At 59.9% G+C, this 24,446-nt stretch carries 23 protein-coding genes; 11 read left to right on the forward strand and 12 right to left on the reverse strand.

Annotation, left to right across the window (positions count from 1 at the left end; genetic code table 11):
• Nucleotides 1-176: 176 nt before the first annotated feature.
• Complete coding sequence (locus AC3WMT_RS09090; protein ID WP_003228518.1) at nucleotides 177-731, forward strand: tetratricopeptide repeat protein; 555 nt, start codon at nucleotides 177-179, stop codon at nucleotides 729-731.
• Nucleotides 732-923: 192 nt separating this feature from the next.
• On the opposite strand, the gene AC3WMT_RS09095 is transcribed toward AC3WMT_RS09090, so the two are convergent.
• Entirely contained in the window at nucleotides 924-1,253 is a 330-nt protein-coding gene (locus AC3WMT_RS09095; protein ID WP_077045543.1) for a DUF1820 family protein, read from the reverse strand.
• Nucleotides 1,254-1,385: 132 nt separating this feature from the next.
• On the opposite strand from AC3WMT_RS09095, the gene miaB reads away from it, so the two are divergent.
• From miaB to lnt, 5 genes are all read left to right on the forward strand, one after another.
• Complete coding sequence (miaB, locus tag AC3WMT_RS09100) at nucleotides 1,386-2,714, forward strand: tRNA (N6-isopentenyl adenosine(37)-C2)-methylthiotransferase MiaB (protein WP_103303673.1); 1,329 nt, start codon at nucleotides 1,386-1,388, stop codon at nucleotides 2,712-2,714.
• 228 nt (nucleotides 2,715-2,942) lie between these two features.
• Nucleotides 2,943-3,941 (forward strand): PhoH family protein, encoded by a 999-nt coding sequence (locus AC3WMT_RS09105; protein ID WP_042704951.1) that lies wholly within the window; start codon nucleotides 2,943-2,945, stop codon nucleotides 3,939-3,941.
• Nucleotides 3,934-4,428, forward strand: coding sequence for an rRNA maturation RNase YbeY (gene ybeY, locus AC3WMT_RS09110; RefSeq protein WP_103303674.1), 495 nt, complete (start codon nucleotides 3,934-3,936; stop codon nucleotides 4,426-4,428). Before AC3WMT_RS09105 ends, ybeY begins: the two co-directional genes overlap by 8 nt.
• 5 nt (nucleotides 4,429-4,433) lie before the next feature.
• Entirely contained in the window at nucleotides 4,434-5,273 is an 840-nt protein-coding gene (locus AC3WMT_RS09115; protein ID WP_007909641.1) for a CorC family transporter, read from the forward strand.
• A gap of 276 nt (nucleotides 5,274-5,549) precedes the next feature.
• Entirely contained in the window at nucleotides 5,550-7,073 is a 1,524-nt protein-coding gene (gene lnt, locus AC3WMT_RS09120) for an apolipoprotein N-acyltransferase (protein ID WP_103303775.1), read from the forward strand.
• A 113-nt stretch (nucleotides 7,074-7,186) separates the two neighbouring features.
• Here lnt and AC3WMT_RS09125 read toward each other — a convergent pair whose 3' ends face one another.
• Together AC3WMT_RS09125 and AC3WMT_RS09130 are read right to left on the reverse strand one after the other, a co-directional pair.
• Nucleotides 7,187-7,954 (reverse strand): YdcF family protein, encoded by a 768-nt coding sequence (locus AC3WMT_RS09125; protein ID WP_103303675.1) that lies wholly within the window; start codon nucleotides 7,952-7,954, stop codon nucleotides 7,187-7,189.
• Between the two features lie 105 nt (nucleotides 7,955-8,059).
• The gene (locus AC3WMT_RS09130) at nucleotides 8,060-8,383 is read right to left on the reverse strand and encodes a hypothetical protein (protein WP_103303676.1); all 324 of its coding nucleotides are present in this window, start codon (nucleotides 8,381-8,383) and stop codon (nucleotides 8,060-8,062) included.
• 254 nt (nucleotides 8,384-8,637) lie between these two features.
• Here AC3WMT_RS09130 and leuS point away from each other — a divergent pair, with 254 nt between their 5' ends.
• The 5 genes from leuS (at nucleotide 8,638) to AC3WMT_RS09155 (ending at nucleotide 14,701) form a co-directional block, all read left to right on the forward strand.
• Nucleotides 8,638-11,244: a leucine--tRNA ligase gene (gene leuS / locus AC3WMT_RS09135; protein ID WP_103303677.1), complete on the forward strand. Its 2,607-nt coding sequence runs from the start codon at nucleotides 8,638-8,640 to the stop codon at nucleotides 11,242-11,244.
• A gap of 87 nt (nucleotides 11,245-11,331) precedes the next feature.
• Nucleotides 11,332-11,937, forward strand: a complete 606-nt coding sequence (locus tag AC3WMT_RS09140; protein WP_103303678.1) for an LPS-assembly lipoprotein LptE — start codon at nucleotides 11,332-11,334, stop codon at nucleotides 11,935-11,937.
• Nucleotides 11,938-11,976: 39 nt separating this feature from the next.
• Complete coding sequence (gene holA, locus AC3WMT_RS09145; RefSeq protein ID WP_103303679.1) at nucleotides 11,977-13,014, forward strand: DNA polymerase III subunit delta; 1,038 nt, start codon at nucleotides 11,977-11,979, stop codon at nucleotides 13,012-13,014.
• 138 nt (nucleotides 13,015-13,152) lie between these two features.
• Nucleotides 13,153-13,317: an alternative ribosome rescue factor ArfA gene (arfA, locus tag AC3WMT_RS09150; RefSeq protein ID WP_103303680.1), complete on the forward strand. Its 165-nt coding sequence runs from the start codon at nucleotides 13,153-13,155 to the stop codon at nucleotides 13,315-13,317.
• A 61-nt stretch (nucleotides 13,318-13,378) separates the two neighbouring features.
• Nucleotides 13,379-14,701, forward strand: a complete 1,323-nt coding sequence (locus tag AC3WMT_RS09155; RefSeq protein WP_103303681.1) for a lytic murein transglycosylase — start codon at nucleotides 13,379-13,381, stop codon at nucleotides 14,699-14,701.
• A gap of 117 nt (nucleotides 14,702-14,818) precedes the next feature.
• Here AC3WMT_RS09155 and AC3WMT_RS09160 read toward each other — a convergent pair whose 3' ends face one another.
• From AC3WMT_RS09160 to mrdA, 9 genes are all read right to left on the reverse strand, one after another.
• Nucleotides 14,819-15,769: a S66 peptidase family protein gene (locus tag AC3WMT_RS09160; protein ID WP_103303682.1), complete on the reverse strand. Its 951-nt coding sequence runs from the start codon at nucleotides 15,767-15,769 to the stop codon at nucleotides 14,819-14,821.
• Nucleotides 15,770-16,004: 235 nt separating this feature from the next.
• Nucleotides 16,005-17,003: a lipoyl synthase gene (gene lipA, locus AC3WMT_RS09165; protein WP_160768663.1), complete on the reverse strand. Its 999-nt coding sequence runs from the start codon at nucleotides 17,001-17,003 to the stop codon at nucleotides 16,005-16,007.
• Between the two features lie 25 nt (nucleotides 17,004-17,028).
• Nucleotides 17,029-17,676 carry a lipoyl(octanoyl) transferase LipB gene (lipB, locus tag AC3WMT_RS09170; protein ID WP_038361904.1) on the reverse strand — a complete coding sequence of 216 codons (648 nt, stop codon included), beginning with the start codon at nucleotides 17,674-17,676 and terminating at the stop codon, nucleotides 17,029-17,031.
• Nucleotides 17,676-17,951, reverse strand: coding sequence for a DUF493 domain-containing protein (locus AC3WMT_RS09175; protein ID WP_103303683.1), 276 nt, complete (start codon nucleotides 17,949-17,951; stop codon nucleotides 17,676-17,678). The genes lipB and AC3WMT_RS09175 overlap by 1 nt, the downstream gene beginning before the upstream one ends.
• A 79-nt stretch (nucleotides 17,952-18,030) precedes the next feature.
• Nucleotides 18,031-19,188, reverse strand: a complete 1,158-nt coding sequence (locus tag AC3WMT_RS09180) for a D-alanyl-D-alanine carboxypeptidase family protein (protein ID WP_038361911.1) — start codon at nucleotides 19,186-19,188, stop codon at nucleotides 18,031-18,033.
• A 187-nt stretch (nucleotides 19,189-19,375) separates the two neighbouring features.
• Nucleotides 19,376-20,386 carry a septal ring lytic transglycosylase RlpA family protein gene (locus AC3WMT_RS09185; protein WP_103303684.1) on the reverse strand — a complete coding sequence of 337 codons (1,011 nt, stop codon included), beginning with the start codon at nucleotides 20,384-20,386 and terminating at the stop codon, nucleotides 19,376-19,378.
• Entirely contained in the window at nucleotides 20,386-21,396 is a 1,011-nt protein-coding gene (gene mltB, locus AC3WMT_RS09190) for a lytic murein transglycosylase B (RefSeq protein WP_103303685.1), read from the reverse strand. The genes AC3WMT_RS09185 and mltB overlap by 1 nt, the downstream gene beginning before the upstream one ends.
• Before the next feature lie 17 nt (nucleotides 21,397-21,413).
• Nucleotides 21,414-22,517: a rod shape-determining protein RodA gene (gene rodA, locus AC3WMT_RS09195; protein WP_177431391.1), complete on the reverse strand. Its 1,104-nt coding sequence runs from the start codon at nucleotides 22,515-22,517 to the stop codon at nucleotides 21,414-21,416.
• A gap of 31 nt (nucleotides 22,518-22,548) precedes the next feature.
• Nucleotides 22,549-24,444, reverse strand: coding sequence for a penicillin-binding protein 2 (gene mrdA, locus AC3WMT_RS09200; RefSeq protein WP_103303687.1), 1,896 nt, complete (start codon nucleotides 24,442-24,444; stop codon nucleotides 22,549-22,551).
• Nucleotides 24,445-24,446 lie beyond the last annotated feature (2 nt).

Here is a 24,446-nt window from a genome sequence, read left to right on the forward strand (position 1 = left end):
TCGACAGCCGTTTTCCGATGCCCCTGCTAAAAATCCCCCATAAAGTGGGCGATATATTCCCCGCGCAGCAGAAAAACGAGTAAAGACTTTGTAAGGTTGGCCCTGCTTATTTCATAATGCGCGCTTATTGGATCCCTCGACGGGTCCGCGTGCCCTTCAGAGGTAAGTCGATTCCCATGAACCGCACCGGCCGCACCCTTGCCTTGGGCTGCCTGTTGCTCCTTCAGCCCCTGCTCGCGCATGCACAAGCAGGCGGCAACTCGTTGTTGATCCCGGCGATGGGTCGTTGCACCCTCAATACTCAGCCGCAAGACGTCACGCAGGCACTGGCCGCCTGCCAGAAAGCGGCGGACGAAGGGGATGCGCAAGCGCAATACGAGTTGGGTGAGTTCTACTACGACGGCAAAAATGCGCCGCGCGACCTCAATCAAGCCCTGAGCTATTTCGAAAAAGCCTCGCTGCAAGGCCACGCTCAGGCGCAATTCAAGCTCGGCACCATGTTCTTCCACGGCGAAGGCGTGCAGGCCAACAATATTCAGGCGTACATCGTGCTGAAGATGGCCGCGGTCAACGGCGCCGAAGATGCGCTGGACACCGCCGACGAAGTCTCCGAAAAAATGTCCCGCGAAGACCTCGAAACCGCTACCCAGGTGCTTGGGCAAATTTTCCGTAAATACCTGATGGAATTGCAGAGCGCCGATGGGCGTACGCCGTTTTCGCCTCTTCCCTGAATGTAAGCGGAATGAGTTCTGTGGTGATTGCTCATTGTGGCCAGGGGATTTATCCCCGATCGGCTGCGCAGCAGTCGCAAATCCATTCAGCGCGGTAATTCAAGAAGATCAAAGTTGCAGGTTTTGGGGCCGCTGTGCAGCCCATCGGGGATAAATCCCCTCGCCACAAGAGCCCCTCACTCAATTCAGGTTTTACTTCTCAGGCATCGGCACCGGAAACGGCATAACGTTGCCGACCGCGCCGCGGGCTTCGCTGATTTTCGGGGTACCCAGACGTTCCACCTCGTCGATACGCACAATCGAATGCATCGGTACAAAGCTGCGCACCACGCCTTCAAACTGCGCCTTGAGCTTTTCTTCGCTCGGATCGACGACCACTTGCGTGCGCTCGCCAAAGACGAATTCTTCCACTTCCAGAAAACCCCACAGATCACTTTGATAGATCTGCTTGGCGTACATTTCGAACACCTGGCCCTGGTTGAGGAAAATCACCTTATAGATTGGAGCTTCGCGTTTGGTCATGGCGGGGGATAACATCGGGGATAAAAATGAGGGCGCAAACTATAGCATAGCCACCGGACGCACAGCGGTAGGAACCTGCGGGCTTGTTCCCTATAATGCGCGGTTCTTTGAATCACGTGATGACCCTAATCCATGGCCAAGAAGCTTTACATCGAAACCCACGGTTGCCAGATGAACGAGTACGACAGCTCGCGCATGGTCGATCTGCTGGGTGAACATCAGGCCCTGGAAGTCACCGCTCGCGCGGAAGACGCCGACGTGATTCTGCTCAACACTTGCTCGATCCGCGAGCGCGCCCAGGATCGGGTGTACTCGCAGCTCGGCCGCTGGCGCGAACTGAAACTGGCCAATCCTGAAATGGTGATTGCCGTCGGCGGTTGCGTGGCCAGCCAGGAAGGCGCGGCCATCCGCGACCGCGCTCCGTACGTCGATGTGGTATTCGGCCCGCAGACCCTGCACCGCCTGCCGGAAATGATCGACGCTGCGCGCAGCACCAAACTGCCGCAAGTCGACGTATCGTTCCCGGAAATCGAAAAATTCGACCATTTGCCCGAGCCTCGTATCGACGGCCCGAGCGCCTACGTGTCGGTGATGGAAGGCTGCAGCAAGTACTGTACGTTCTGCGTGGTGCCTTACACCCGTGGCGAAGAAGTCAGCCGGCCGTTCGACGACGTGATCGCCGAGATCATTCACCTCGCCGAAAACGGCGTGCGTGAAGTGACCCTGCTCGGGCAGAACGTCAACGGCTACCGTGGTACCACCCATGACGGGCGCCTGGCCGATCTCGCCGAGCTGATCCGCGTGGTCGCCGCCATCGATGGCATCGACCGCATCCGCTACACCACGTCGCACCCGCTGGAGTTCTCCGACAGCCTCATCCAGGCCCACGCCGACGTGCCGGAACTGGTGAAGCACCTGCACTTGCCGGTGCAGTCGGGTTCAGACCGGATTCTGGCGGCGATGAAGCGCAACCACACCGCGCTGGAGTACAAATCCAAGTTACGCAAACTGCGCGCGGCGGTGCCGGGCATCTGCATCAGTTCGGACTTCATCGTCGGTTTCCCCGGCGAGACCGAGAAAGATTTCGAACAGACCATGAAGCTGATTGCCGACGTCGGTTTCGACTTTTCCTACTCGTTCGTTTACAGCCAGCGCCCGGGCACCCCGGCTGCCGATCTGGCGGACGACACCCCGGAAGAACTGAAGAAAGAACGCCTCAACGCGCTGCAACATCGCTTGAATCAGCAAGGTTTCGAGATCAGCCGACAAATGGTCGGTTCGATCCAGCGCATTCTGGTGACCGATTACTCGAAGAAAGACCCGGGCGAGTTGCAAGGGCGCACCGAGAATAATCGAATCGTCAACTTCCGCTGCGACAATCCAACCCTGATCGGCCAGTTCGCCGACGTGCACATCGACGCGGCGCAACCGCACTCGCTGCGCGGCTCGCTGGTCCAGTAACAAATATCAGAAGCACAGAGAAACCTGTGGGAGCTGGCTTGCCAGCGATAAGGCCATCAGCCCCGACAAATATGTCGCCTGCTGCACCGCTATCGCTGGCAAGCCAGCTCCCACAGTGGACAGCATTGTTCTTCAGAATGTACTCATCCATTTAAGAGCTTTCGCACCCAAGCCTCTGGCGTTATCCTTGATTTCATCTCAATTGCCCCAGGGCGGCTAAATACGACCTTGAACGCACCCATAGAACCACATCGTTTTATCCTCGAGCCCTTTGAGGCTCGCCGCTTCGCCAATCTGTGCGGGCAATTCGACGAGCATTTGCGCTTGATCGAACAGCGCCTGACCATCGAGATCCGCAACCGCGGAAACCAGTTCGAGCTGATCGGCGACCCCAAGCACACCACGTCTGCGGAAAATCTGATTCGTCGCCTGTACCGGGAAACCAAAGGTTCAGAGCTGTCGCCAGATACGGTTCACCTGTTCCTGCAGGAATCGGCCGTGGTCGAGCTGGACAACCACGCCCCCGCCGAAGCTTCCGTCGCCCTGCGTACCAAGAAAGGCATGATTCGCCCACGCGGCTTGAATCAATTGCGCTACGTGAAGGAAATCCTCGGCAACGATATCAACTTCGGCATCGGCCCGGCCGGTACCGGCAAGACCTATCTGGCCGTGGCTTGCGCTGTCGATGCACTGGAGCGCGAGCAGATCCGCCGCATCCTGCTGGTGCGTCCGGCGGTTGAAGCGGGTGAAAAGCTCGGCTTCCTGCCCGGCGACCTGTCGCAGAAAATCGACCCGTACCTGCGCCCGCTCTACGACGCACTCTATGAAATGCTCGGCTTCGAATACGTGGCCAAGCTGATCGAACGTCAGGTGATCGAAGTTGCGCCGCTGGCCTACATGCGCGGTCGCACGCTGAACAACAGTTTCATCATTCTCGACGAAAGTCAGAACACCACCGTCGAACAAATGAAGATGTTCCTGACCCGGATCGGCTTTGGCTCTACGGCGGTCATCACCGGTGACATCACCCAGGTCGACCTGCCCAAAGGCACCAAATCGGGTCTGCACCATGTGATCGAAGTGCTCAAGGACGTGCCGGGCATCAGCTTCACGCACTTCCAGCCCAAAGACGTAGTGCGTCACCCGCTGGTGCAGCGCATTGTCGAAGCCTACGAGCGTTTCGAGAACCGTGACGATGCGCCCAAGGACACTTCGCGAAATGCTTGAGCTAGACCTGCAAATCGCTACCGAAGCGAGCGCCCCGAGTGAAGCCGACTTCCGCCAATGGTGCGAACTGGCCCTGCGCCAACGCACCGCCGACTCGGAAATGACCATTCGTCTGGTCGACGAGGAAGAAGGCCGCGAACTCAATCACACCTGGCGTCACAAGGATTACGCGACCAACGTCCTGTCGTTCCCGGCCGAAGTACCCGACGAGTTTCTCGATATCCCGCTGCTGGGCGATCTGGTGATCTGCGTGGCGGTGGTCGAGCGCGAAGCCGCCGAACAAGGCAAGGAACTAAAGGCCCACTGGGCACATCTGGTCATTCACGGCTGCTTGCATCTGCTTGGTTACGACCATATAGATGACGAGGAAGCCGAAGAAATGGAAGCACTGGAACGCGAGTTGCTTGCTGAACTTGGGTATCCCGATCCGTACGCGGACGACGAACCCGAACCATCCCCTATCGTTACAACAAAGGATTCAGAGTAATCGCTATGAGCGAAGATCGATCGAGCAACGGGCAGAAGTCATGGCTGGGTAAATTGACCCAGGCTTTTGCCCACGAGCCGAAGAACCGTCAGGAGCTGCTTGAGCTGCTGCGCGATGCACATCAGAACAAACTGCTGGACAGCGAAGCGCTGGCCATCGTCGAAGGCGCCATTCAGGTGGCTGACCTGCAAGTACGCGACATCATGGTGCCGCGTTCGCAGATGATCAGCATCAAGGCGACCCAGACTCCCCGTGAATTCCTCCCCGCTGTGGTCGATTCGGCCCACTCGCGCTACCCGGTCATCGGCGAAAGCCACGATGACGTGATGGGCGTGCTGCTGGCCAAGGATCTGCTGCCGCTGATCCTCAAGGAGAACGGCGACAGCTTCAACATCAAGGACCTGCTGCGCCCGGCCACTTTCGTGCCGGAGTCCAAGCGTCTGAACGTGTTGCTGCGTGAATTCCGCGCCAACCACAACCACATGGCCATCGTCATCGACGAATACGGCGGCGTGGCCGGTCTGGTGACCATCGAAGACGTGCTCGAACAGATCGTCGGCGACATCGAAGACGAGCACGACGTCGAAGAAGACAGCTACATCAAGCCGCTGCCAAGTGGTGACTTCCTGATCAAGGCCCTGACGCCGATCGAGAACTTCAACGAGTTCTTCGACAGCGAGTTTTCCGACGATGAGTTCGACACCGTCGGCGGCCTGGTGATGAGTGCGTTCGGGCACTTGCCAAAACGCAATGAAATCACTGAAATCGGCGCCTATCGTTTCCGCATCCTGAACGCCGACAGCCGTCGGATTCACTTGCTGCGACTGACGCCAATCGCTCGTTAATTCTAAGGATTGGGGTATGTCATCAGCTATTTCCTGCATCGCGTTGCGCCTGAAAGCGGGCCAGGCAAGGCGTAGTCCGCAGGGAATGGCATTCCCTTTCCAAGGACTGCAACGCAGCATGGCCCGCTTTCAGGCGTAACCCGGAGGGCCGGGCCTGCTGTTACGCAGGGCTGCGTTACTCGTCGTTCATTTGAAAAACCAAACTTCACTCCTCGCGCCTTGCCCTGCGTAACAGCAGACCCGGCGCGATACAGGAAATAGCTGATGACATACCCCCTGCGCTGGACAACCCGCCCCGGCTGGCCCGGTAACCTGCTGGCCGTGGCGGCCGGTGCAATCACCACCTTCGCTCTGGCACCGTTCGATATCTGGCCGCTGGCTTTGCTGGCGGTCGGTTTGTTCTATGCCGGTTTGCGCGAGCTGAGCCCGCGCCAGGCGCTGGGCCGTGGCTGGTGCTTCGGTTTCGGCCTGTTTGGCGCCGGGACCAGCTGGATCTACTACAGCATCCACCACTTCGGCGGCGCTTCGGTGCTGCTGGCCGGGTTTCTGATGCTGCTGTTTACCGCAGCGATTGCATTTTTCTTCGCCCTGCCCGCCTGGCTCTGGGCACGCTGGTTGCGTCGCAACGAGGCGCCACTGGCCGACGCTTTGGCGTTTGCTGCTTTGTGGGTCGGCCAGGAAGCGTTTCGCGGCTGGTTTCTCACCGGTTTCCCGTGGCTATATTCCGGTTACAGTCAGCTCGACGGCCCGCTGTCCGGCCTCGCACCAGTCGGCGGCATGTGGCTGGTGTCGTTCGTTCTGGCACTGACCGCTGCACTGATCTACAACACGCCACGCCTGCTGCAAACCGGCCGCAAAGCGTTTGTTGCCGTTGGTCTATTGTTGCTGGCCGGGCCGTGGGTGGCAGGCATTGCCCTCAAGAACCACGCTTGGACCAGCCCGTCCGGCGCACCATTAACGGTCGCGGCGATCCAGGGCAATGTCGAACAAAGCATGAAGTGGGACCCGGCGCAGCTCAACGCGCAACTGGCGCTGTACCGCGACCTGAGCTTCCGCTCGAAACCGGTGGACCTGCTGATCTGGCCGGAAACTGCGGTGCCGGTGCTCAAGGAGTCCGCCGAGGGCTACCTGAGCATGATGGGCAACTTCGCCGCCGAGCGTAAATCGGCGCTGATCACTGGCGTGCCGATTCGCGAAACGGTGCGTCACGAAAAACGCTTCTTCAACGGCATCACTGTCGTGGGCGAAGGCGATGGTACTTATCTGAAACAAAAATTGGTGCCGTTCGGCGAATATGTGCCGTTGCAGGACATCTTGCGCGGGCTGATCGCGTTCTTCGACCTGCCGATGTCCGACTTTGCCCGTGGCCCGGCCGATCAGGCGCTGTTGCAAGCCAAGGGTTATCAGATTGCACCGTTCATCTGTTACGAAGTGGTGTACCCGGAGTTCGCCGCCAGCCTGTCGGCGCGCAGCGATCTGTTGCTGACGATCAGTAACGACACCTGGTTCGGCACCTCGATCGGTCCGCTGCAACATTTGCAAATGGCACAGATGCGCGCACTCGAGGCCGGACGCTGGATGATCCGCGCCACCAACAACGGCGTGACCGGACTGATCAATCCGTTCGGGCAGATCACCGAACAGATTCCGCAATTCGAGCAGGGTATTTTGTACGGCGAAGTGGTGCCGATGCATAACCTGACGCCGTATCTGCAATGGCGTTCGTGGCCGCTGATCATTGTGTGCTTGCTGCTGTTTGGCTGGGCGCTGATGGCGAGCCGGATGTCGAAAACCCTTTAAAGCCGCCCGACAATGATCGTTCCCACGCTCCGCGTGGGAACGCCGCCGGGGACGCTCCGCGTTCCGCTTCGAATGTGGCGCAGAGCGCCACGGGATGCATTCCGTGGGAACGATCAATCACCGCGGTAGAACAACGAATACCCCACCTGCCCCACCGCTTCATTCAGCAACTGCCCGCTCTGCCAGATCGACTTGAACTCCGGCAGCCAGCCACCAAACGGTCTTGCGTTATCGGTGCCTAAAAATCCGACCGGCGCGGGCACCACTTCGAATCCTGCCTGCTCGAAACACCACACCGCTCGGGGCATGTGCCAAGCCTGCGTCACCACGACCACACGCTTGATCCCCTGAGGCAACAGCATGTCGGCGCTGAACTTCGCGTTTTCCCATGTGGTGCGGCTTTCGCCTTCCTGCCAACGCACGGTCACGCCGAAATCATCCAGCAACGAATCCGCCATCAACTTCGCTTCGGTCGGCGGCGTACCATAATGCAGGCCGCCACTGGTCAGAATCGGCAATCCTGAGGCCTTGGCCAACCGCGCCGCGTAGCGCTGACGCTCAAGCCCCACGCCGGTCGGCTGATCCTCGCCCCAGGCCAGATCACCCCGCTCGCGCCCGGACCCCAGCACCACAATGGCATCGGCCTTTTGTGCCAGCAGCGCCCACTCTTCACGGGCCAGCGGCGGCTCGCGCTCCAGCGCTTTTGCGCCCCACTGCACCACCACCGGCAGGCTCATCAGCCAGAACCCGCCCAAACCGATTGCAAAACACAGTCCAGCCAGTCGCGGCCGCGAGCGTCGCAGCCACCAGGCAAGCAGCAACAGCAGTAAAAGAATGCCGGGCGGCAATAGAAGTTGTTTGATGAAATAACGAAAAGGCATCGGGCATCTCCAAAGATGCCCGAAGCCTAAGTGGGTTAATACAACGCGACAACCGATAGGGTGGGATCCTGTTGAAAAAGATCCGTTTCTTGACCTGCCATGCGCTTACTTGGCCTGCAAAGCCCGCACCTTGACGGTGTCTTTGCGGGGCGCCTTGTCCTTGAGCCAGATGACCTTGGCCGAATGTGCTGCATCGAGCTGCTTCACTGCTTGCGACAAGCATCCATGCGTTTCACGTTCACTACGATCCAGATAGGCCTTGACCAGTTTGAACTCGGCGGGGCTCAAGCCACGCAATTCCAGTTCCAGGGGGCGCTCATCGCGCAGCCGGTCAGCGGTTTTTGCAGCATCCAGGGCCATGCCCAGACGGTTCATCAACCGTTCGTACAACTCAGGTTTCGTGACGTTTTTCTGCTGTTGCTCCACCATCCCTCACCTCATTGAAGATAATACTCACTCCCCAGTTAGAGCTTAGCTTCGCTGCACAAACCGGCTGCACGCCGCGACCAACGGCCCTCGCCACGGATTGACCGGGCCAAACAGCTGTAATCAGGGTTTCCCTAGGCCAAGCGCGGTCATGTATGCTACGGCGCTTCCTGTAATTCCACTTCCAGCTCGTCCGGGCCATCCCGGAACCTGCGTTGAAGAGGATTAGGCCACCCCTATCCAGTACAAAAGTAGCCATGCACGAACAATATCAGCCCCGTGAAATCGAAGCCGCCGCCCAGTCATTCTGGGACGAGCAAAAGTCCTTTGAAGTCAGTGAACAGCCAGGCAAGGAGACTTACTACTGCCTGTCGATGTTCCCTTACCCCAGCGGCAAGCTACACATGGGGCACGTGCGCAACTACACCATCGGCGACGTGATCTCCCGCTACCAGCGCATGCAAGGCAAGAACGTTCTGCAACCGATGGGTTGGGACGCCTTCGGCATGCCGGCGGAAAACGCCGCGATGAAGAACAACGTCGCACCGGCCAAGTGGACCTACGAAAACATCGCCTACATGAAAACCCAGCTGCGTAGCCTGGGTCTGGCGGTCGACTGGTCGCGTGAAGTCACCACCTGCAAACCGGATTACTACCGCTGGGAACAATGGCTGTTCACTCGCCTGTTCGAAAAAGGCGTGATCTACCGTAAAAACGGCACCGTGAACTGGGACCCGATCGATCAGACCGTTCTGGCCAACGAACAGGTGATCGACGGTCGCGGCTGGCGTTCCGGCGCGCTGATCGAAAAGCGCGAAATCCCGATGTACTACTTCAAGATCACCGCCTACGCGGATGAGCTGCTGGAAAGCCTCGACGATCTGCCGGGCTGGCCTGAACAGGTCAAGACCATGCAGCGCAACTGGATAGGCAAATCCCGTGGCATGGAAGTGCAGTTCCCGTACAACGTCGATTCCATCGGCGAAGCCGGCACCCTGAAAGTCTTCACCACCCGTCCGGACACCCTGATGGGCGCAACTTATGTTGCCGTTGCTGCCGAGCACCCGCTGGCCACACAAGCCGCGCAAAACAATCCTGAGCTGCAAGCGTTCATCGCTGAATGCAAGGGCGGCAGCGTTGCCGAAGCCGACGTCGCCACGCAAGAAAAGAAAGGCCTGCCAACCGGCCTCTTCGTCGAGCACCCGCTGACCGGTGAAAAACTGCCTGTCTGGGTCGCCAACTACGTACTGATGCACTACGGCGACGGCGCTGTCATGGCGGTCCCGGCTCACGACGAGCGCGATTTCGAATTCGCCCACAAGTACAACCTGCCGGTGAAATCGGTGGTGCGTACCAGCTCCGGCGAGACCAACCCGGCCCCGTGGCAAGACGCCTACGGCGAGCATGGCACGCTGATCAACTCCGGTGAGTTCGACGGTCTGGACTTCGCTGGCGCGTTCGACGCCATGGAAGTCGCCCTGATCAAAAAACAACTGGGCGCCTCGCGCACCCAGTTCCGCCTGCGCGACTGGGGCATCAGCCGTCAGCGCTACTGGGGCTGCCCGATCCCGATCATCCACTGCGATGCCTGCGGTGACGTGCCGGTGCCGGAAGACCAACTGCCAGTCGTGCTGCCGGAAGACGTCGTGCCTGACGGCGCCGGTTCGCCACTGGCGCGCATGCCTGAGTTTTACGAGTGCAACTGCCCGAAATGCGGTCAGCCTGCCAAGCGTGAAACCGACACCATGGACACCTTCGTAGAGTCGTCGTGGTACTACGCCCGTTACGCCTCGCCGCACTTTGAAGGTGGTCTGGTCGAGAAATCCGCAGCCGACCACTGGTTGCCGGTGGATCAGTACATCGGCGGTATCGAACACGCCATTCTGCACCTGCTCTACGCGCGCTTCTTCCACAAGCTGATGCGCGACGAAGGCCTGGTGAGCTCCAACGAACCGTTCAAAAACCTGCTGACCCAAGGCATGGTGATCGCCGAAACGTACTATCGCCGCGAAGCCAACGGTGCCTACACCTGGTTCAATCCGGCAGACGTAGAACTTGAGCGTGATAGCAAAGCCAAAGTCATCAGTGCCAAGCTGAAGTCTGACGGCTTGCCGGTAGAAATCGGCGGCACCGAGAAGATGGCCAAGTCGAAGAACAACGGTGTCGACCCTCAGTCGATGATCGACCAGTTCGGCGCCGACACCTGCCGCCTGTTCATGATGTTCGCATCGCCACCGGACATGAGCGCCGAATGGTCCGACTCCGGCGTTGAAGGTTCGCACCGTTTCCTCAAACGCGTCTGGCGACTGGCGCAAGCCCACGTCACTCAGGGCCTGCCGGGCAAGCTCGACATCGCCGGCCTGAACGACGAGCAGAAAGCCGTTCGCCGTGCGATCCACCTGGCCATCAAACAGGCCAGCCATGACGTCGGTCAGAACCACAAATTCAACACCGCCATCGCTCAGGTGATGACGCTGATGAACGTGCTGGAAAAAGCGCCGCAAGGCACCGAGCAGGATCGCGCGCTGATTCACGAAGGTCTGGAAGCCGTGACATTGCTGCTGGCTCCAATCACGCCGCACATCAGCCACGAGCTGTGGAATCAACTGGGCCATGCTGACGCGGTCATCGATGCCGACTGGCCTGCTGTAGACGAAAGCGCGCTGGTACAAGACAGCCTGACGCTGGTTATTCAAGTGAATGGCAAACTGCGCGGCCAGATCGAAATGCCGGCCAGCGCGACCCGTGAAGAAGTCGAAGCCGCCGCGCGTACCAACGAAAACGTGCTGCGCTTCGTCGATGGCCTGACTATTCGTAAAGTGATTGTAGTGCCCGGGAAACTGGTCAATATCGTCGCCAGCTAATTGGATCGGGCGCCGGGTTTGCCCGGCGCCAAGTAAAACCTTTCGGGCCGCATGAACGGCCCACATGGTTTCAAGGGGAGCAACACAATGATCAAACGCAATCTGCTGGTGATGGGCCTCGCTGTGCTGCTGAGCGCCTGCGGTTTCCAGCTGCGTGGTACCGGTACCAATGAACTGTCGATCAAGGAACTGGATCTGAGCGCACGTAACGCCTATGGCGAGACCGTCACTCAACTGCGTCAGGTACTGGAATCCAGCGGCGTCAAGGTTTACAGCGGCGCGCCGTACAAGCTGTTCCTGGCTGACGAACAGGAAAGCCAGCGCATTCTCAGCTACGCCGGTGCCGGCCGTACGGGCGAATATCAGGTCAGCACTGTTCTGAGCTATGACATTCGTGGCGACAAGAACCTTTCCCTGCTGAGCGACAAGCTTGAAGTGCAGAAAGTGTTTATCCACGACGGCAACAACCTCGTCGGCTCTGACCAGGAAGCCAACGACGCCCGTCGCGATATTCGTCGCGAGCTGGTTCAGCGCATGATGCTGCGCCTGCAACAGCTGACCCCGGGTCAACTGGAGCAACTGCAGCAAGCCGCCAACAACCGCGCCAAGGCTGAAGCCGACGCGCTCGAGGCGGCGCAAAAGGCTGAAGCGGAAACCCCGCGTCAGTCGCCGCTTGAAATTCCGCAGCAGTAAGACGTTCGGGGCGCTCAGGCGCCCCGTTCGATTGTTCTTATGAAGCTCGCTCCCGCTCAACTCGGCAAACACCTGCAAGGCACCCTCGCGCCGGTCTACATCATCAGTGGCGATGACCCGCTGCTGTGCCAGGAAGCCGCCGACGCCATCCGCAGTGCTGCGCGCCAGCAAGGTTTCGACGAACGTCAGGTCTTCGCCGCCGACGCCAATTTCGATTGGGGTACGTTGCTGCAGGCCGGCGCGAGCATGTCGTTGTTCGCCGAGAAACGCCTTCTTGAGCTGCGTCTGCCTTCGGGCAAACCTGGTGACAAGGGCGCTGCCGCCTTCATCGAGTACTGCTCGCGCCCTGCGGAAGACACTGTGCTGCTGATCAGCCTGCCCAAGCTCGATGGCAGTGCGCAGAAGACCAAGTGGGGCAAGGCGCTGGTCGAAGGTCAGCAGACCCAGTTCATCCAGATCTGGCCGGTGGATGCCAATCAGCTGCCAAGCTGGATTCGTCAGCGTTTGTCGCAGGCCGGCTTGTCGGCCAGTCAGGACGCCGTCGAACTGATTGCCGCGCGCGTCGAGGGCAACCTGCTCGCCGCTGCGCAGGAAATCGAAAAGCTCAAGCTGATGGCCGAGGGTGGCCAGATTACCGTCGAAACGGTGCAGGCGGCTGTGGCCGACAGTGCACGATTCGACGTGTTTGGCCTGACCGATGCGGTGCTCAACGGTGAACCGGCCCACGCCCTGCGCATGCTCGAAGGCCTGCGTGGCGAGGGTGTCGAACCGCCAGTGATTCTCTGGGCGCTGGCGCGGGAGTTGCGCCTGCTGGCCAATATCTCGCTGCAATACAGCCAGGGCACGCCGCTGGACAAGTGTTTCAGTCAGGCGAAGCCACCGGTCTGGGACAAGCGCAAACCGTTGATGAGCAAAGCCCTGCAACGCTATACGGCGCAACGTTGGGCGCAGTTGCTGCTCGAAGCGCAGCGCATCGATGCGCAGATCAAGGGCCAGGCGGCCGGATCGCCATGGATGAGCCTGAGTCGTTTGGCGTTATTGATGGCCGGCCAGCGACTGTCTTTGCCTGCTGAATAAGACGCTCAACCGCATAACGGCCATTCGCGAGCCGGCTCGCGAAAGCGCCAGAACATTCCTACACAACAGGCACTGGACAGACGCCCGACATCGGCAGATTATTTGCCGCGCAAAACCCACTCGATCGAGAGAACCCTCATGAGCAAAAAGCCAGCGAAACATCGCCCCAACAAGGCCAAATCCATCGTCGCCCAACCCTTGTTCCGCAGTCGCCAGGAACGACCAACCAAGGGCAAAGGCAGCTACCGCCGCGAAGCCTTCCAGTCTGACAGCTGGGAGGCTTCTTACTTTCTGGCCGCCTGAAGCGCAGTACCCCCCGGTCATGTTAAGGTCTGCACCTGATTCGTTTCCCCTGGAACTGTGCATGCCCCTAAGTCTTTCCCGTCGCTGGCCTGTTCGCCAGATGATCGCTGCCTCCAGCTTCATTCTGCTTGTCGCCTGCGCGGAAAAACCGACCGCCGCCGACGCGCAACCTCTCCAAGCCGCTCCTGTCGCCACGGCCCCAGCGATCATCCCGCCGGTAGTGCCGTCCGCCGACCCTCTCGATCTTCAGCCGACCCAGACCTTTGCCGAATGGCAAGCAGGTTTCCGCAAGGATGCCCTGGCCGCCGGGATCCGCGCCGACCTGTTTGATCGCGCATTTGCCAATGTCAGCTTCGACGCCAGCGTGATTCGCGCCGACCGCAGTCAGCCGGAATTCTCCCGCCCGGTGTGGGAATACCTCGATGGCGCCCTTTCGCCATTGCGCGTGCGCAAAGGTCAGGCATTGATCAACCAGTACGCCGACATTCTGCAAAGCATCGAACAGCGTTATGGTGTTGACCGTCAGGCCTTGGTGTCGGTGTGGGGCATGGAGAGTAACTTCGGTCAGTTCCAGGGCAGCAAGTCGGTAATCAACTCGCTGGCCACCCTCGCCTACGAAGGCCGCCGCCCGGGCTTTGCCCACGCGCAATTGATCGCAGCCCTGCAGATCCTGCAACAGGGCGATATCACGCCGGAGAAGATGCTTGGCTCTTGGGCTGGCGCGATGGGTCAGACTCAATTCATCCCGACCACCTACAACACCCACGCCGTGGATTTCGATGGTGACGGTCGCCGCGACATCTGGGGCAGCCCTGCCGATGCGCTGGCCTCTACGGCCCACTACCTGCAAAGCTCCGGCTGGCAGCGCGGGCAGCCGTGGGGTTTTGAAGTGCAATTGCCGAGCAGCTTCAACTACACGCTGGCCGACGGCGCCATTCGTAAAAGCGTCGCCGAATGGCGGCAACTGGGCGTGATCCTGCCGAATGGCGGTCAAGTACCTGCAGGCTCCGAGCAACTGTCGGCCGCCCTGTTGCTGCCGGCCGGTTATCGAGGCCCCGCGTTCCTGATCCTCGACAACTTCCGAGCGATCCTCAAGTACAACAACTCTTCGTCGTACGCCCTGGCGGTGAGCCTGTTGTCCGAGCGCTTCAATGGCGGTGGTCTGATCAACGGCACCTGGCCGAAAGATGATCTGCCGCTGAGCCGTACCGAGCGCATCGAGTTGCAGACCCTGCTGAGTGCACGCAACTATGATGCGGGCACAGCGGACGGGATTATCGGCGCCAATACGCGCAAGGCGATCCGCAGTGCACAGCAGTCGTTTGGCTGGCCGGCGGATGGCTATCCGACGCATAAGCTGCTTGAGAGCCTGCGTAGCCAGTAAAAGCATCGCGGGCAAGCCCGCCCACACAGGTTCAGCGGTGATCACAATATCTGTGTACACCACGAACCTTGTGGGAGCGGGCTTGCCCGCGAAGACTGACGAATTGACGATAACTCTCTACCGTCGAACCACCACATCCTGCTCCAGCATCAACTCCTTCTTCCCCGCATCCAGTCGAACCAGCGCGCCCAACGGCAAAGTCAGATTCGGATCGCAATGGCCGCTTCGCCACCCCGATAGCACCGGAATCCGCAACGGTTCGAAAGTCTGCTTGAGCAAGCTGTTGAGCGCCTCGACTTCTACCCCCGCGATATCCCCGACCAGCACACCGCGCAGTTTTGCCAACTTGCCGGCCAGACGCATCTGGGTCAGCAATCGGTCGATGCGATACAGCGGTTCGTTGACATCTTCGATGAGCAAAATCACCCCCTCGACATCGATTTCATAAGGCGTACCGAGGGTCGAGGCGATCATTGCCAGATTGCCGCCTAGCAAGCGTCCATGGGCGATCCCGGGCTCGACCGTGGTCAATGGGTGAGCCACCGGGTGACTCAACACACTCCCCGCCTTCACCTGGCCACGGAGCATGGCGAAAAACGAGGCGACGGTCGGCGGTTCCTTGTCACCCAACAAGTCCGCATTGAGCAGCGGCCCGTGAAAGGTTACGAAGCCTGCGTAACGGCTGATGGCCAGGTGCAGGGCGGTGATGTCGCTGTAGCCGACAAACGGCTTGGCGTTGCGGCTCAGCAGATCGAAGTCGATACGGTCCAGCAGCCGTGGCGTACCGTAGCCACCGCGCAGGCAGATAATGGCGTCGACCTCAGGATCCGCGAACGCAGCGTGCAGATCGTTGAGTCGCACGTCATCGCTGCCGGCCAGGTAGCCGTCCTTCTCATAAACCCCCGGGAACACCCGTAATTCGTAACCACGGGCACGCATCCACTGCACAGCCTTGTCCGTGTCCAGCGCGCCGGGGCCGGCAGGGGCAATGACACCGATCAGCCCCTCTGACGGCAAGGCCGGTACAGGTTTATGCGGGAACAGGGTGTGGGTCGGTCGAACGGTCATCCGTGGGGCTCCGTGTGTGAAGTCGTGCAGACACAGTAGTCAGGAACACATATAAACAAAAGAGGCATTGTGGCCCAGTAACTTGCTCCCGCTGGAGTCCGCAGCAGTCCCAAGCATACTGGGGTCGCTGCGCAACCCAGCGGGAGCAAGCTCCCTCGCCACAGGTTAAGTGGTCAAACTTCCCATACAAAAATACCCGCCGAGGCGGGTATTTTGTGAAGCCTTCAGCGCTGGATCAGGAACCCAGCAGCTCAGCCTTGACCAGCTTCGCCTGCTCGTCAGCGTGGTACGAAGAACGTACCAGCGGACCCGAAGCAACGTTCTTGAAGCCCATCTTGTAACCTTCCTCGGCGAACCAGGCGAAGGTGTCCGGGTGCACGAAACGCTGCACCGGCAAGTGGCTGCGCGACGGTTGCAGGTACTGGCCCAAGGTCAGCATGTCGATGTCGTGTTCGCGCATGCGCTTCATGACTTCGATGACCTCTTCGTCGGTCTCGCCCAGACCCAGCATCAGGCCGGATTTGGTCGGAATGTGCGGCATCATCTGCTTGAAGCGTTGCAGCAGGGTCAACGACCACTGGTAATCCGAACCCGGACGCGCAGCCTTGTACAGGCGCGGTACGGTTTCCAGGTTGTGGTTGAACACATCCGGCGGCTCGGCGGCAGTGATTTCCAGGGCGATGTCCATGCGACCACGGTAGTCCGGAACCAGGGTTTCCAACTGCACGTTCGGCGACAGTTTGCGAATTTCGCGGATGCAGTCGGCAAAGTGCTGAGCACCGCCATCACGCAGGTCGTCGCGGTCAACGGAGGTGATCACCACATACTTGAGCTTGAGGTCAGCGATGGCGATGGCCAGGCTTTCCGGCTCGTTGACGTCCAGTGGCTTCGGACGACCGTGGCCAACATCGCAGAACGGGCAGCGACGGGTGCAGATGTCGCCCATGATCATGAACGTCGCGGTGCCGCCGGAGAAGCATTCGCCCAGGTTCGGGCAGGACGCTTCTTCGCAAACGCTGTGCAGCTTGTGTTTGCGCAGCAGGCTCTTGATCCGGTCGACTTCCGGCGAAACCGGAATACGTACACGAATCCAGTCAGGTTTTTTCGGCAGTTCGGTGGTCGGAATGATCTTTACCGGGATGCGTGCAACCTTCTCGGCGCCGCGCAGCTTGACGCCGGCTTCAACCTTGGGACGCGGGGCCGGGCGCTCGGTCACGTCGAGCGTCGGGATCATGGTTTGCACTGCATCAGTAGTCATATCAGTCGATTCCGCCCGTCAGGGTCGTCTGCTCAGCATAGTCGAGGTGTTTGACGAGCTGCGCACGCAGCCGGGCACTTACCTCGGCAAATTCAATCGATCCTGCGTGATCGCTCAGCTGGGTCATCGCCAGCCCGGCATAGCCGCAGGGATTAATCCGTCGAAACGGTTCCAGGTTCATATCCACGTTCAGGGCCAGGCCATGAAAGGAACAACCGTGGCGAATCCGCAAACCCAGTGAAGCGATTTTCGCTCCATCGACGTAGACGCCGGGAGCATCGGGCTTGGCCGCTGCGGTCACGCCGTAGCTGGCCAGCAATTCGATCAGGCAAAGCTCCATGCGACTGACCAGATCACGCACGCCGAAACCCAGCTTGCGCACATCCAGCAACAGGTAAGCCACCAATTGGCCGGGGCCATGATAAGTCACCTGCCCGCCGCGATCGACCTGCACCACCGGGATATCTCCCGGCAGCAACAGATGTTCGGCCTTGCCGGCCTGGCCCTGAGTGAACACCGGCGGGTGTTCGACGAGCCAGATTTCGTCGGCGGCATCGCTGCCGCGTTCGTTGGTGAAGCGTTGCATGGCATGCCAGACCGGCTCGTAAGCCATCTGGCCGAGCTCACGAAAGCCCAGCGTGCCAGACATCACAACACCATGTGCACGAAGCCGGTCGCCCGCAGTTCGCTGTTGATGTTGTACAGCTGATCCTGGTCGGTCGCGACGATGTGCAACTGGATAGTGGTGTATTTGCCGTTGGTGCTTTGACGCTCGTCGATGCGCTCGTCATTGATGGTCGCGTGTTTCAGGACGATCTCGATGATCCTGTCCTTGTTGCCAACGCCCGTATCGCTGATCACCTTAATCGGATAATCAGTCTGAGGGAATTCGATCTTTGGCGCCTTTACTTCGGTATCGGTCATGGCGTAACGGCCTCGTAAGCCGTGGTAACGCACATGGCCCCGCACCGGATCGGGGCGGGGCCATGCAGGTCAACACAAATCAGTTGAACAAGCCGTAGAAGAATAGACGGATGCTATCCCACATGCGGCGGAAGATACCACCCTCCTCGACGCCATCCAGAGCAATCAGGTCAGCGCTGTGCACGACCTTGTCTTCCAGTTTGACTTCGACTTTACCGATCACGTCGCCCTTGGCGATTGGCGCGGTCAGTTGCGGGTTCATGGTCATGCTGGCAGCGAGCTTCTTCAGCTGGCCTTTCGGCAGAGTCATGGTCAGGTCTTCAGCCAGGCCGGCCTTGACTTGATTGGTGGTGCCTTTCCACACCGGGGCCTGAGCCAGTTCGGTGCCCTTCTGATAGAAGGTCTGGGTTTCGAAGAAGCGGAAACCGTAGGTCAGCAGCTTCTGGGTTTCAGCGGCGCGAGCCACTTCGCTGTTGGTGCCGAACACTACAGCGATCAGGCGCTGGCCGTCACGTACAGCCGAGGACACCATGCAGTAGCCGGCTTCGTCGGTGTGACCGGTTTTCAGGCCGTCAACAGTCTTGTCGCGCCACAGCAGCAGGTTGCGGTTAGGTTGCTTGATACCGTTCCAGAAGAACTCTTTCTGCGAGTAGATCGCGTAGTGAGCCGGGTCTTCGTGGATGATCGCGCGGGCCAGGATCGCCATGTCGTGAGCCGACGAGTAGTGCTCAGGGTTTGGCAGACCGGTCGGGTTCATGAAGTGGGAGTTGGTCATGCCCAGATCGGTGACAGTCTTGTTCATCAGGTCGGCGAAGGCGTCTTCGCTGCCGGCGATGTGCTCGGACAGCGCCACGCTGGCGTCGTTGCCGGACTGAATGATGATGCCGTGCAGCAGGTCGCTGACCGTCACCTGCGAGCCGACCTTGATGAACATCCGCGAACCACCGGTGCGCCAGGCGTTTTCGCTGACGGTCACCGGGTCGTTTTCACCGATCTGGCCGCGACGGATTTCCAGCGTAGCGATGTACGCGGTCATCAGTTTGGTCAGGCTGGCCGGAGGCAGGCGCTGGTCGCCATTGTTTTCGACCAGCACGTTGCCGCTGCTGGCGTCCATCAGAACGTAAGCTTTTGCGGCCAGTTGAGGTGGCGACGGCATCATCTCGGCCGCGAAGGCGGCTGGCGAGAGGAGCAGCGGGACTAGCAGACACAGGCGTTTGGCAAAGGTGGTGATGTTCATCCGTCTCTCGAAATCGCTAATGGAAACTGTCCTTGCGGACAAAATTTAATCAGATGACTTTCTAACGAGCCATCGCGTGTTCAGTTGCTCACTCCAGTCACCCTTGCCGGGCTTTTGTTCTTCGACGAGCCAACAACCTGGTTCACCCCCCTATACCGCAAGTGAACCGTCAATCAAGTTCTACGTATTACTCGGTGACCACACTTGGCGAACCAAGGTTGGCCAGGCGCACGCTGTTCTGCACCTGGGCAATTTCACCCGGCGAGCCGATCGGCCCCAGGCGAACCCGGTGCAGGGTCTGCTGATTGCGCACGATCGAGCTGATGAACACCGGAGCGCTCACCATCCCGCTGAGCTTCGACCTCAGCAGTTCTGCAGCGTCCGGGTTGGCGAACGCGCCCACCTGCAGATACTGGCCAGTTGCTGTTGCAGAAGCGTTTTTTTTTGCACTCATCGGCACAGGGACGGTGTCAGAGGCATGTTGTTGCGGCGGCGGCGTCCACTGCTCGACAGTGCCGGCCGAGGCCGTGATCACCGGAGCGCTGTTCTGCGCGACTTGTGGCTCGTTGAGCATCAAAGGCGCCGGACGGCCCTTGGCGGCCCACCACTGCTGGGGATCGATGCCCTCGACCTTGACCCGCGCCGTACCGATTTCGGCGTAACCGAGTTTCTTCGCGGCCGCGTAAGACAAGTCGATGATGCGATCAGAGTAGAACGGCCCACGGTCGTTGACTCGCAGGATCACACTCTTGTTGTTGTCCAGATTGGTCACCCGAACGTAACTTGGCAGTGGCAAAGTCTTGTGGGCGGCGCTCATGCCGTACAGGTCATAAACCTCGCCGTTGGCGGTGTTCTGACCGTGAAACTTGGTGCCGTACCAGGACGCCGTGCCGGAGGCGACGTAGGTCTTGGATTCCTGCAACGGGAAGTAGGTTTTGCCCAGTACGGTGTACGGGTTGGCCTTGTACGGACCGGTGTGCAGGGTCGGCGTGGCATCCGGGATGCGCGACACATCGACGTCCCACCACGGCGCGCCATCTTTGTGCGCGCGGTTGATATCCAGACCCGGCTGCGCTCGCACAACGGTATTGGCGGTTTTCGGCGTCGGGGAACGGCTGGTCGTGCAACTGGCGACCAATACCGCCAACGCAGCGAATGCCACCAGCTTCAGGGGTTTATTGTTAGGCAATGCCCGCATTACTTGACGCCCCGTGCTTGTACCAGCTGTTCAGACAGTTGATGTACGGCCATGGCGTACATCACGCTGCGGTTATAACGCGTGATCGCGTAGAAATTCTTCAGGCCCATCCAGTATTCAGGGCCGTTGTCGCCTTCGAGGCGAAATGCAGTAACCGGCATATCATCGCGCAGCGCATCATGACTTGACCAGCCCAGCGCTCGCAACTCTCCAACCGTCTTTGTCGGCTCGATGCCGGTGGTCAGACCTTCATCGACCTGCTCGCCGCGCACATCCGCCCGGCTGACCACCGGCTCACCGGCGACCCAGCCGTGACGCTTGAAATAACTCGCGACGCTGCCGATCGCATCATCCGGGTTGTTCCAGATATTGATGTGGCCGTCACCGTCGAAGTCCACCGCATAGGCGCGAAAGCTGCTCGGCATGAACTGCGGCAGGCCCATGGCCCCGGCGTACGAGCCTTTGAGCGTCAATGGATCGACCTGCTCTTCACGGGCCAGCAGCAGGAACTCACGCAGTTCCTTGCGGAAAAATTCGGCACGGGGAGGATAGTCGAATCCGAGCGTGGACAAGGCATCGATCACCCGGTAATTACCGGTATTACGTCCGAAAAAGGTCTCAACGCCGATAATCGACACGATGACTTGTGCCGGCACGCCGTATTCCTGCTCGGCACGCGCCAGAGTGGCCTCGTGCTGGCGCCAGAAGTCCACACCTCGCGCAATGCGCGCGTCAGTGATGAACATCGGGCGATATTCTTTCCACTGTTTGACCCGCTCGGCGGGTCTGGAGATGGCGTCGAGAATCGCCTGTTTGCGCTGAGCCTCGCGGAAAACACCCATCAATTGCTCACCGGCGAAACCGTAGTCGCGGGTCATTTCACCGACGAATTCGGCCACCTGAGGTGAGCCTTCGTATTCGCCGGCCAGCGCTTCCTGGACGCTGCCCAGCAGGCCCATCAGGCCAACCAGCGGCGCGCATCGAGTCGCCCAGCCACGCATTACTTGCATTGAACTCTTCACCTTATTCAAACCTGTGCGATCCACTTGCGATGGGTATGGATCGACATCAAAACCCCAAACGCTGACAGCAGCGTCACCAGCGAAGTTCCTCCGTAGCTAATGAATGGCAACGGCACCCCTACGACCGGCAACAGGCCACTGACCATACCGATGTTGACGAAAACGTAAACAAAAAACGTCATGGTCAACGCGCCAGCGAGCAATTTGCCGAACAGCGTCTGTGCCTGAGCGGTGATCACCAGCCCCCGGCCGATCAGTAAAAGGTAAATCAGCAGCAGCGCGCAGATGCCCACCAGACCGAACTCTTCGCCCAGTACGGCAATGATGAAGTCGGTGTGGCTTTCTGGCAGGAAGTCCAGGTGCGACTGGGTGCCGAGCAGCCAGCCCTTGCCGAAGACGCCGCCGGAACCGATCGCGGCTTTCGACTGAATGATGTTCCAGCCCGTGCCGAGCGGATCGCTTTCCGGGTCGAGGAACGTCAGGATTCGTTGCTTCTGGTAGTCGTGCATGATGAAGAACCACATGGCCACGGCCACGGGTACGGCAGCCGCCAGCACGCTGAGAATCCAGCGCCAGCGCAAGCCGCCCATGAACAGCACGAACGCGCCACCAGCGAGAATCAGCAGCGAGGTGCCGAGGTCGGGCTGACGCACGATCAGAATGAAGGGCACACCGATCAGCATCAGGCTGATGCCGACATGCTTGAGTTGCGGCGGCAAGGTGCGTTTGGACAGATACCAGGCAATGGTTGCCGGCATCAGGATCTTCATGAACTCCGAGGGCTGGAAGCGGATCACCCCGGGGATGTTGATCCAGCGCGTGGCACCCATGGCGTTGTGGCCCATGATGTCCACCACCATCAGCAGCACCACGCCGATCACATAACCGAGTGGCACCCAGCGCGCCATGAAACGCGGCTCGAACTGGGCGATGACGATCATCGACACCAGACCGATGCCGAACGAAGTGGCCTGTTTGGCCAGCAGGTCCCAGCTCTTGCCGCTGGCCGAATACAGCACGAACAGGCTGCCGGCGGCGAGGATCAGCAGCAGGATCAGCAACGGGCCATCGATATGCAGTCTTTGCAGCAGCGTCGCGCGGCGACGCATCACATCCTCACTGGAGAGCATGCGATCAAAATTATTCATCACGGGCCGTAGCCTCCGCACTGATTGGGCTGGCGTATTCGGCCTTCAAACGTCCGTCCTGATCGAGCAGCCAGGCGTCCATGACCTGACGCACCACTGGCGCGGCAACGCCGGAGCCGGATTCACCGTTCTCGACCATCACCGACACGACGATTCGCGGGTCATCGGCCGGGGCGAAGCCGACGAACAAGGCGTGGTCACGATGGCGCTCCTGAACCTTGGAGCGGTCGTACTTCTCGCCCTGCTTGATCGCCACCACCTGCGCCGTACCTGATTTACCGGCGATACGGTATTGCGCGCCAATGGCCGCTTTGCGCGCGGTGCCGCGGGCACCGTGCATCACTTGCTGCATGCCGTGGTTGACCTTGGTCCAGTCCGACGGATCACGCAGGATAATGTCCGGCATCGGGTTTTCGTCCACCGGCTTCACCCCTTCGAGGGATTTGGCCAGGTGCGGGCGGTTCCACACGCCTTTGTTGGCGACCAGCGCCGTGGCCTGGGCCAGTTGCAGCGGGGTTGATTGCATGTAGCCCTGGCCGATCCCGAGAATCAGGGTTTCGCCCGGGAACCAGGCCTGCTTGCGGGTCGCACGTTTCCATTCGCGAGACGGCATCAGGCCAGGAGATTCTTCGAACATGTCCAGCGAGACCTTCTGGCCGATGCCGAACTTGTTCATGTAAGCCGACAGCCGATCGATGCCCAGCTTGTGCGCGAGGTCGTAGAAATAGGTGTCGTTGGAACGCATGATCGCCGTATCGAGGTCGACGAAGCCGTCACCGGTGCGGTTCCAGTTACGGTACTTGTGATCGTAGTTCGGCAGCATGTAGTAGCCCGGGTCGAACACCCGGCTCGACGCCGTCACCACACCCGAATCGAGACCGGCAATCGCCACCGCCGGCTTGATCGTCGAACCCGGCGGGTACAGACCGCGCAGCACGCGGTTGAACAGTGGCCGGTCGATGGAATCGCGCAGCTCGGCGTAGGCCTTGAAGCTGATCCCGGTGACGAACAGGTTCGGGTCGAAGCTCGGCTGACTGACCATGGCCAGCACTTCGCCGGTCTTCGGATCCAGCGCAACCACCGCACCACGACGCCCGCCGAGCGCAGCTTCGGCCGCTTCCTGCAATTTGATGTCGAGGCTGAGGACAATATCCTTGCCGGGAATCGGATCGGTACGCTTGAGCACGCGCAAGACGCGGCCACGGGCGTTGGTCTCGACTTCTTCGTAACCGACTTGACCGTGCAACTCCGGCTCGTAGAAACGCTCGATACCGGTCTTGCCGATGTGGTGGGTGCCGCTGTAGTTGACCGGATCGAGGCTTTTCAGCTCTTTCTCGTTGATCCGCCCCATGTAACCCACCGAGTGCGCGAAGTGCGCGCCCTGTGGATAGTGACGAACCAGTTGCGCGACCACTTCAACGCCGGGCAGACGGAACTGATTCACCGCGATGCGGGCGATCTGCTCTTCGGTCAGCTCGAACAGGACCGGCACCGGCTCGAATGGCCGGCGCCCCTGACGCATGCGTTTCTCGAAGATCACCCGGTCCTCGGGCGTCAGTTCCAGCACTTCGACGATCACATCGAGCACTTGCTGCCAGTCGCCGGAGCGCTCGCGGGTCATGCTCAGGCTGAAACTCGGCCGGTTGTCCGCCACCACCACACCGTTGCGGTCGAAAATCAGCCCGCGCGTCGGCGGGATCGGCTGAACGTGGACGCGGTTGTTTTCCGACAGCGTCGAGTGGTACTCGTACTGGATCACCTGCAAGTAATACAGCCGCGCAATAAGCACACAAATCAGCGCCACCACCACAACGGCCCCGAACACGACGCGGCTACGCACCAGGCGTGCGTCCTTTTCGTGGTCCTTGATGCGGATCGGCTGAGACATGA

Source organism: Pseudomonas sp. FW305-7, assembly GCF_058786735.1.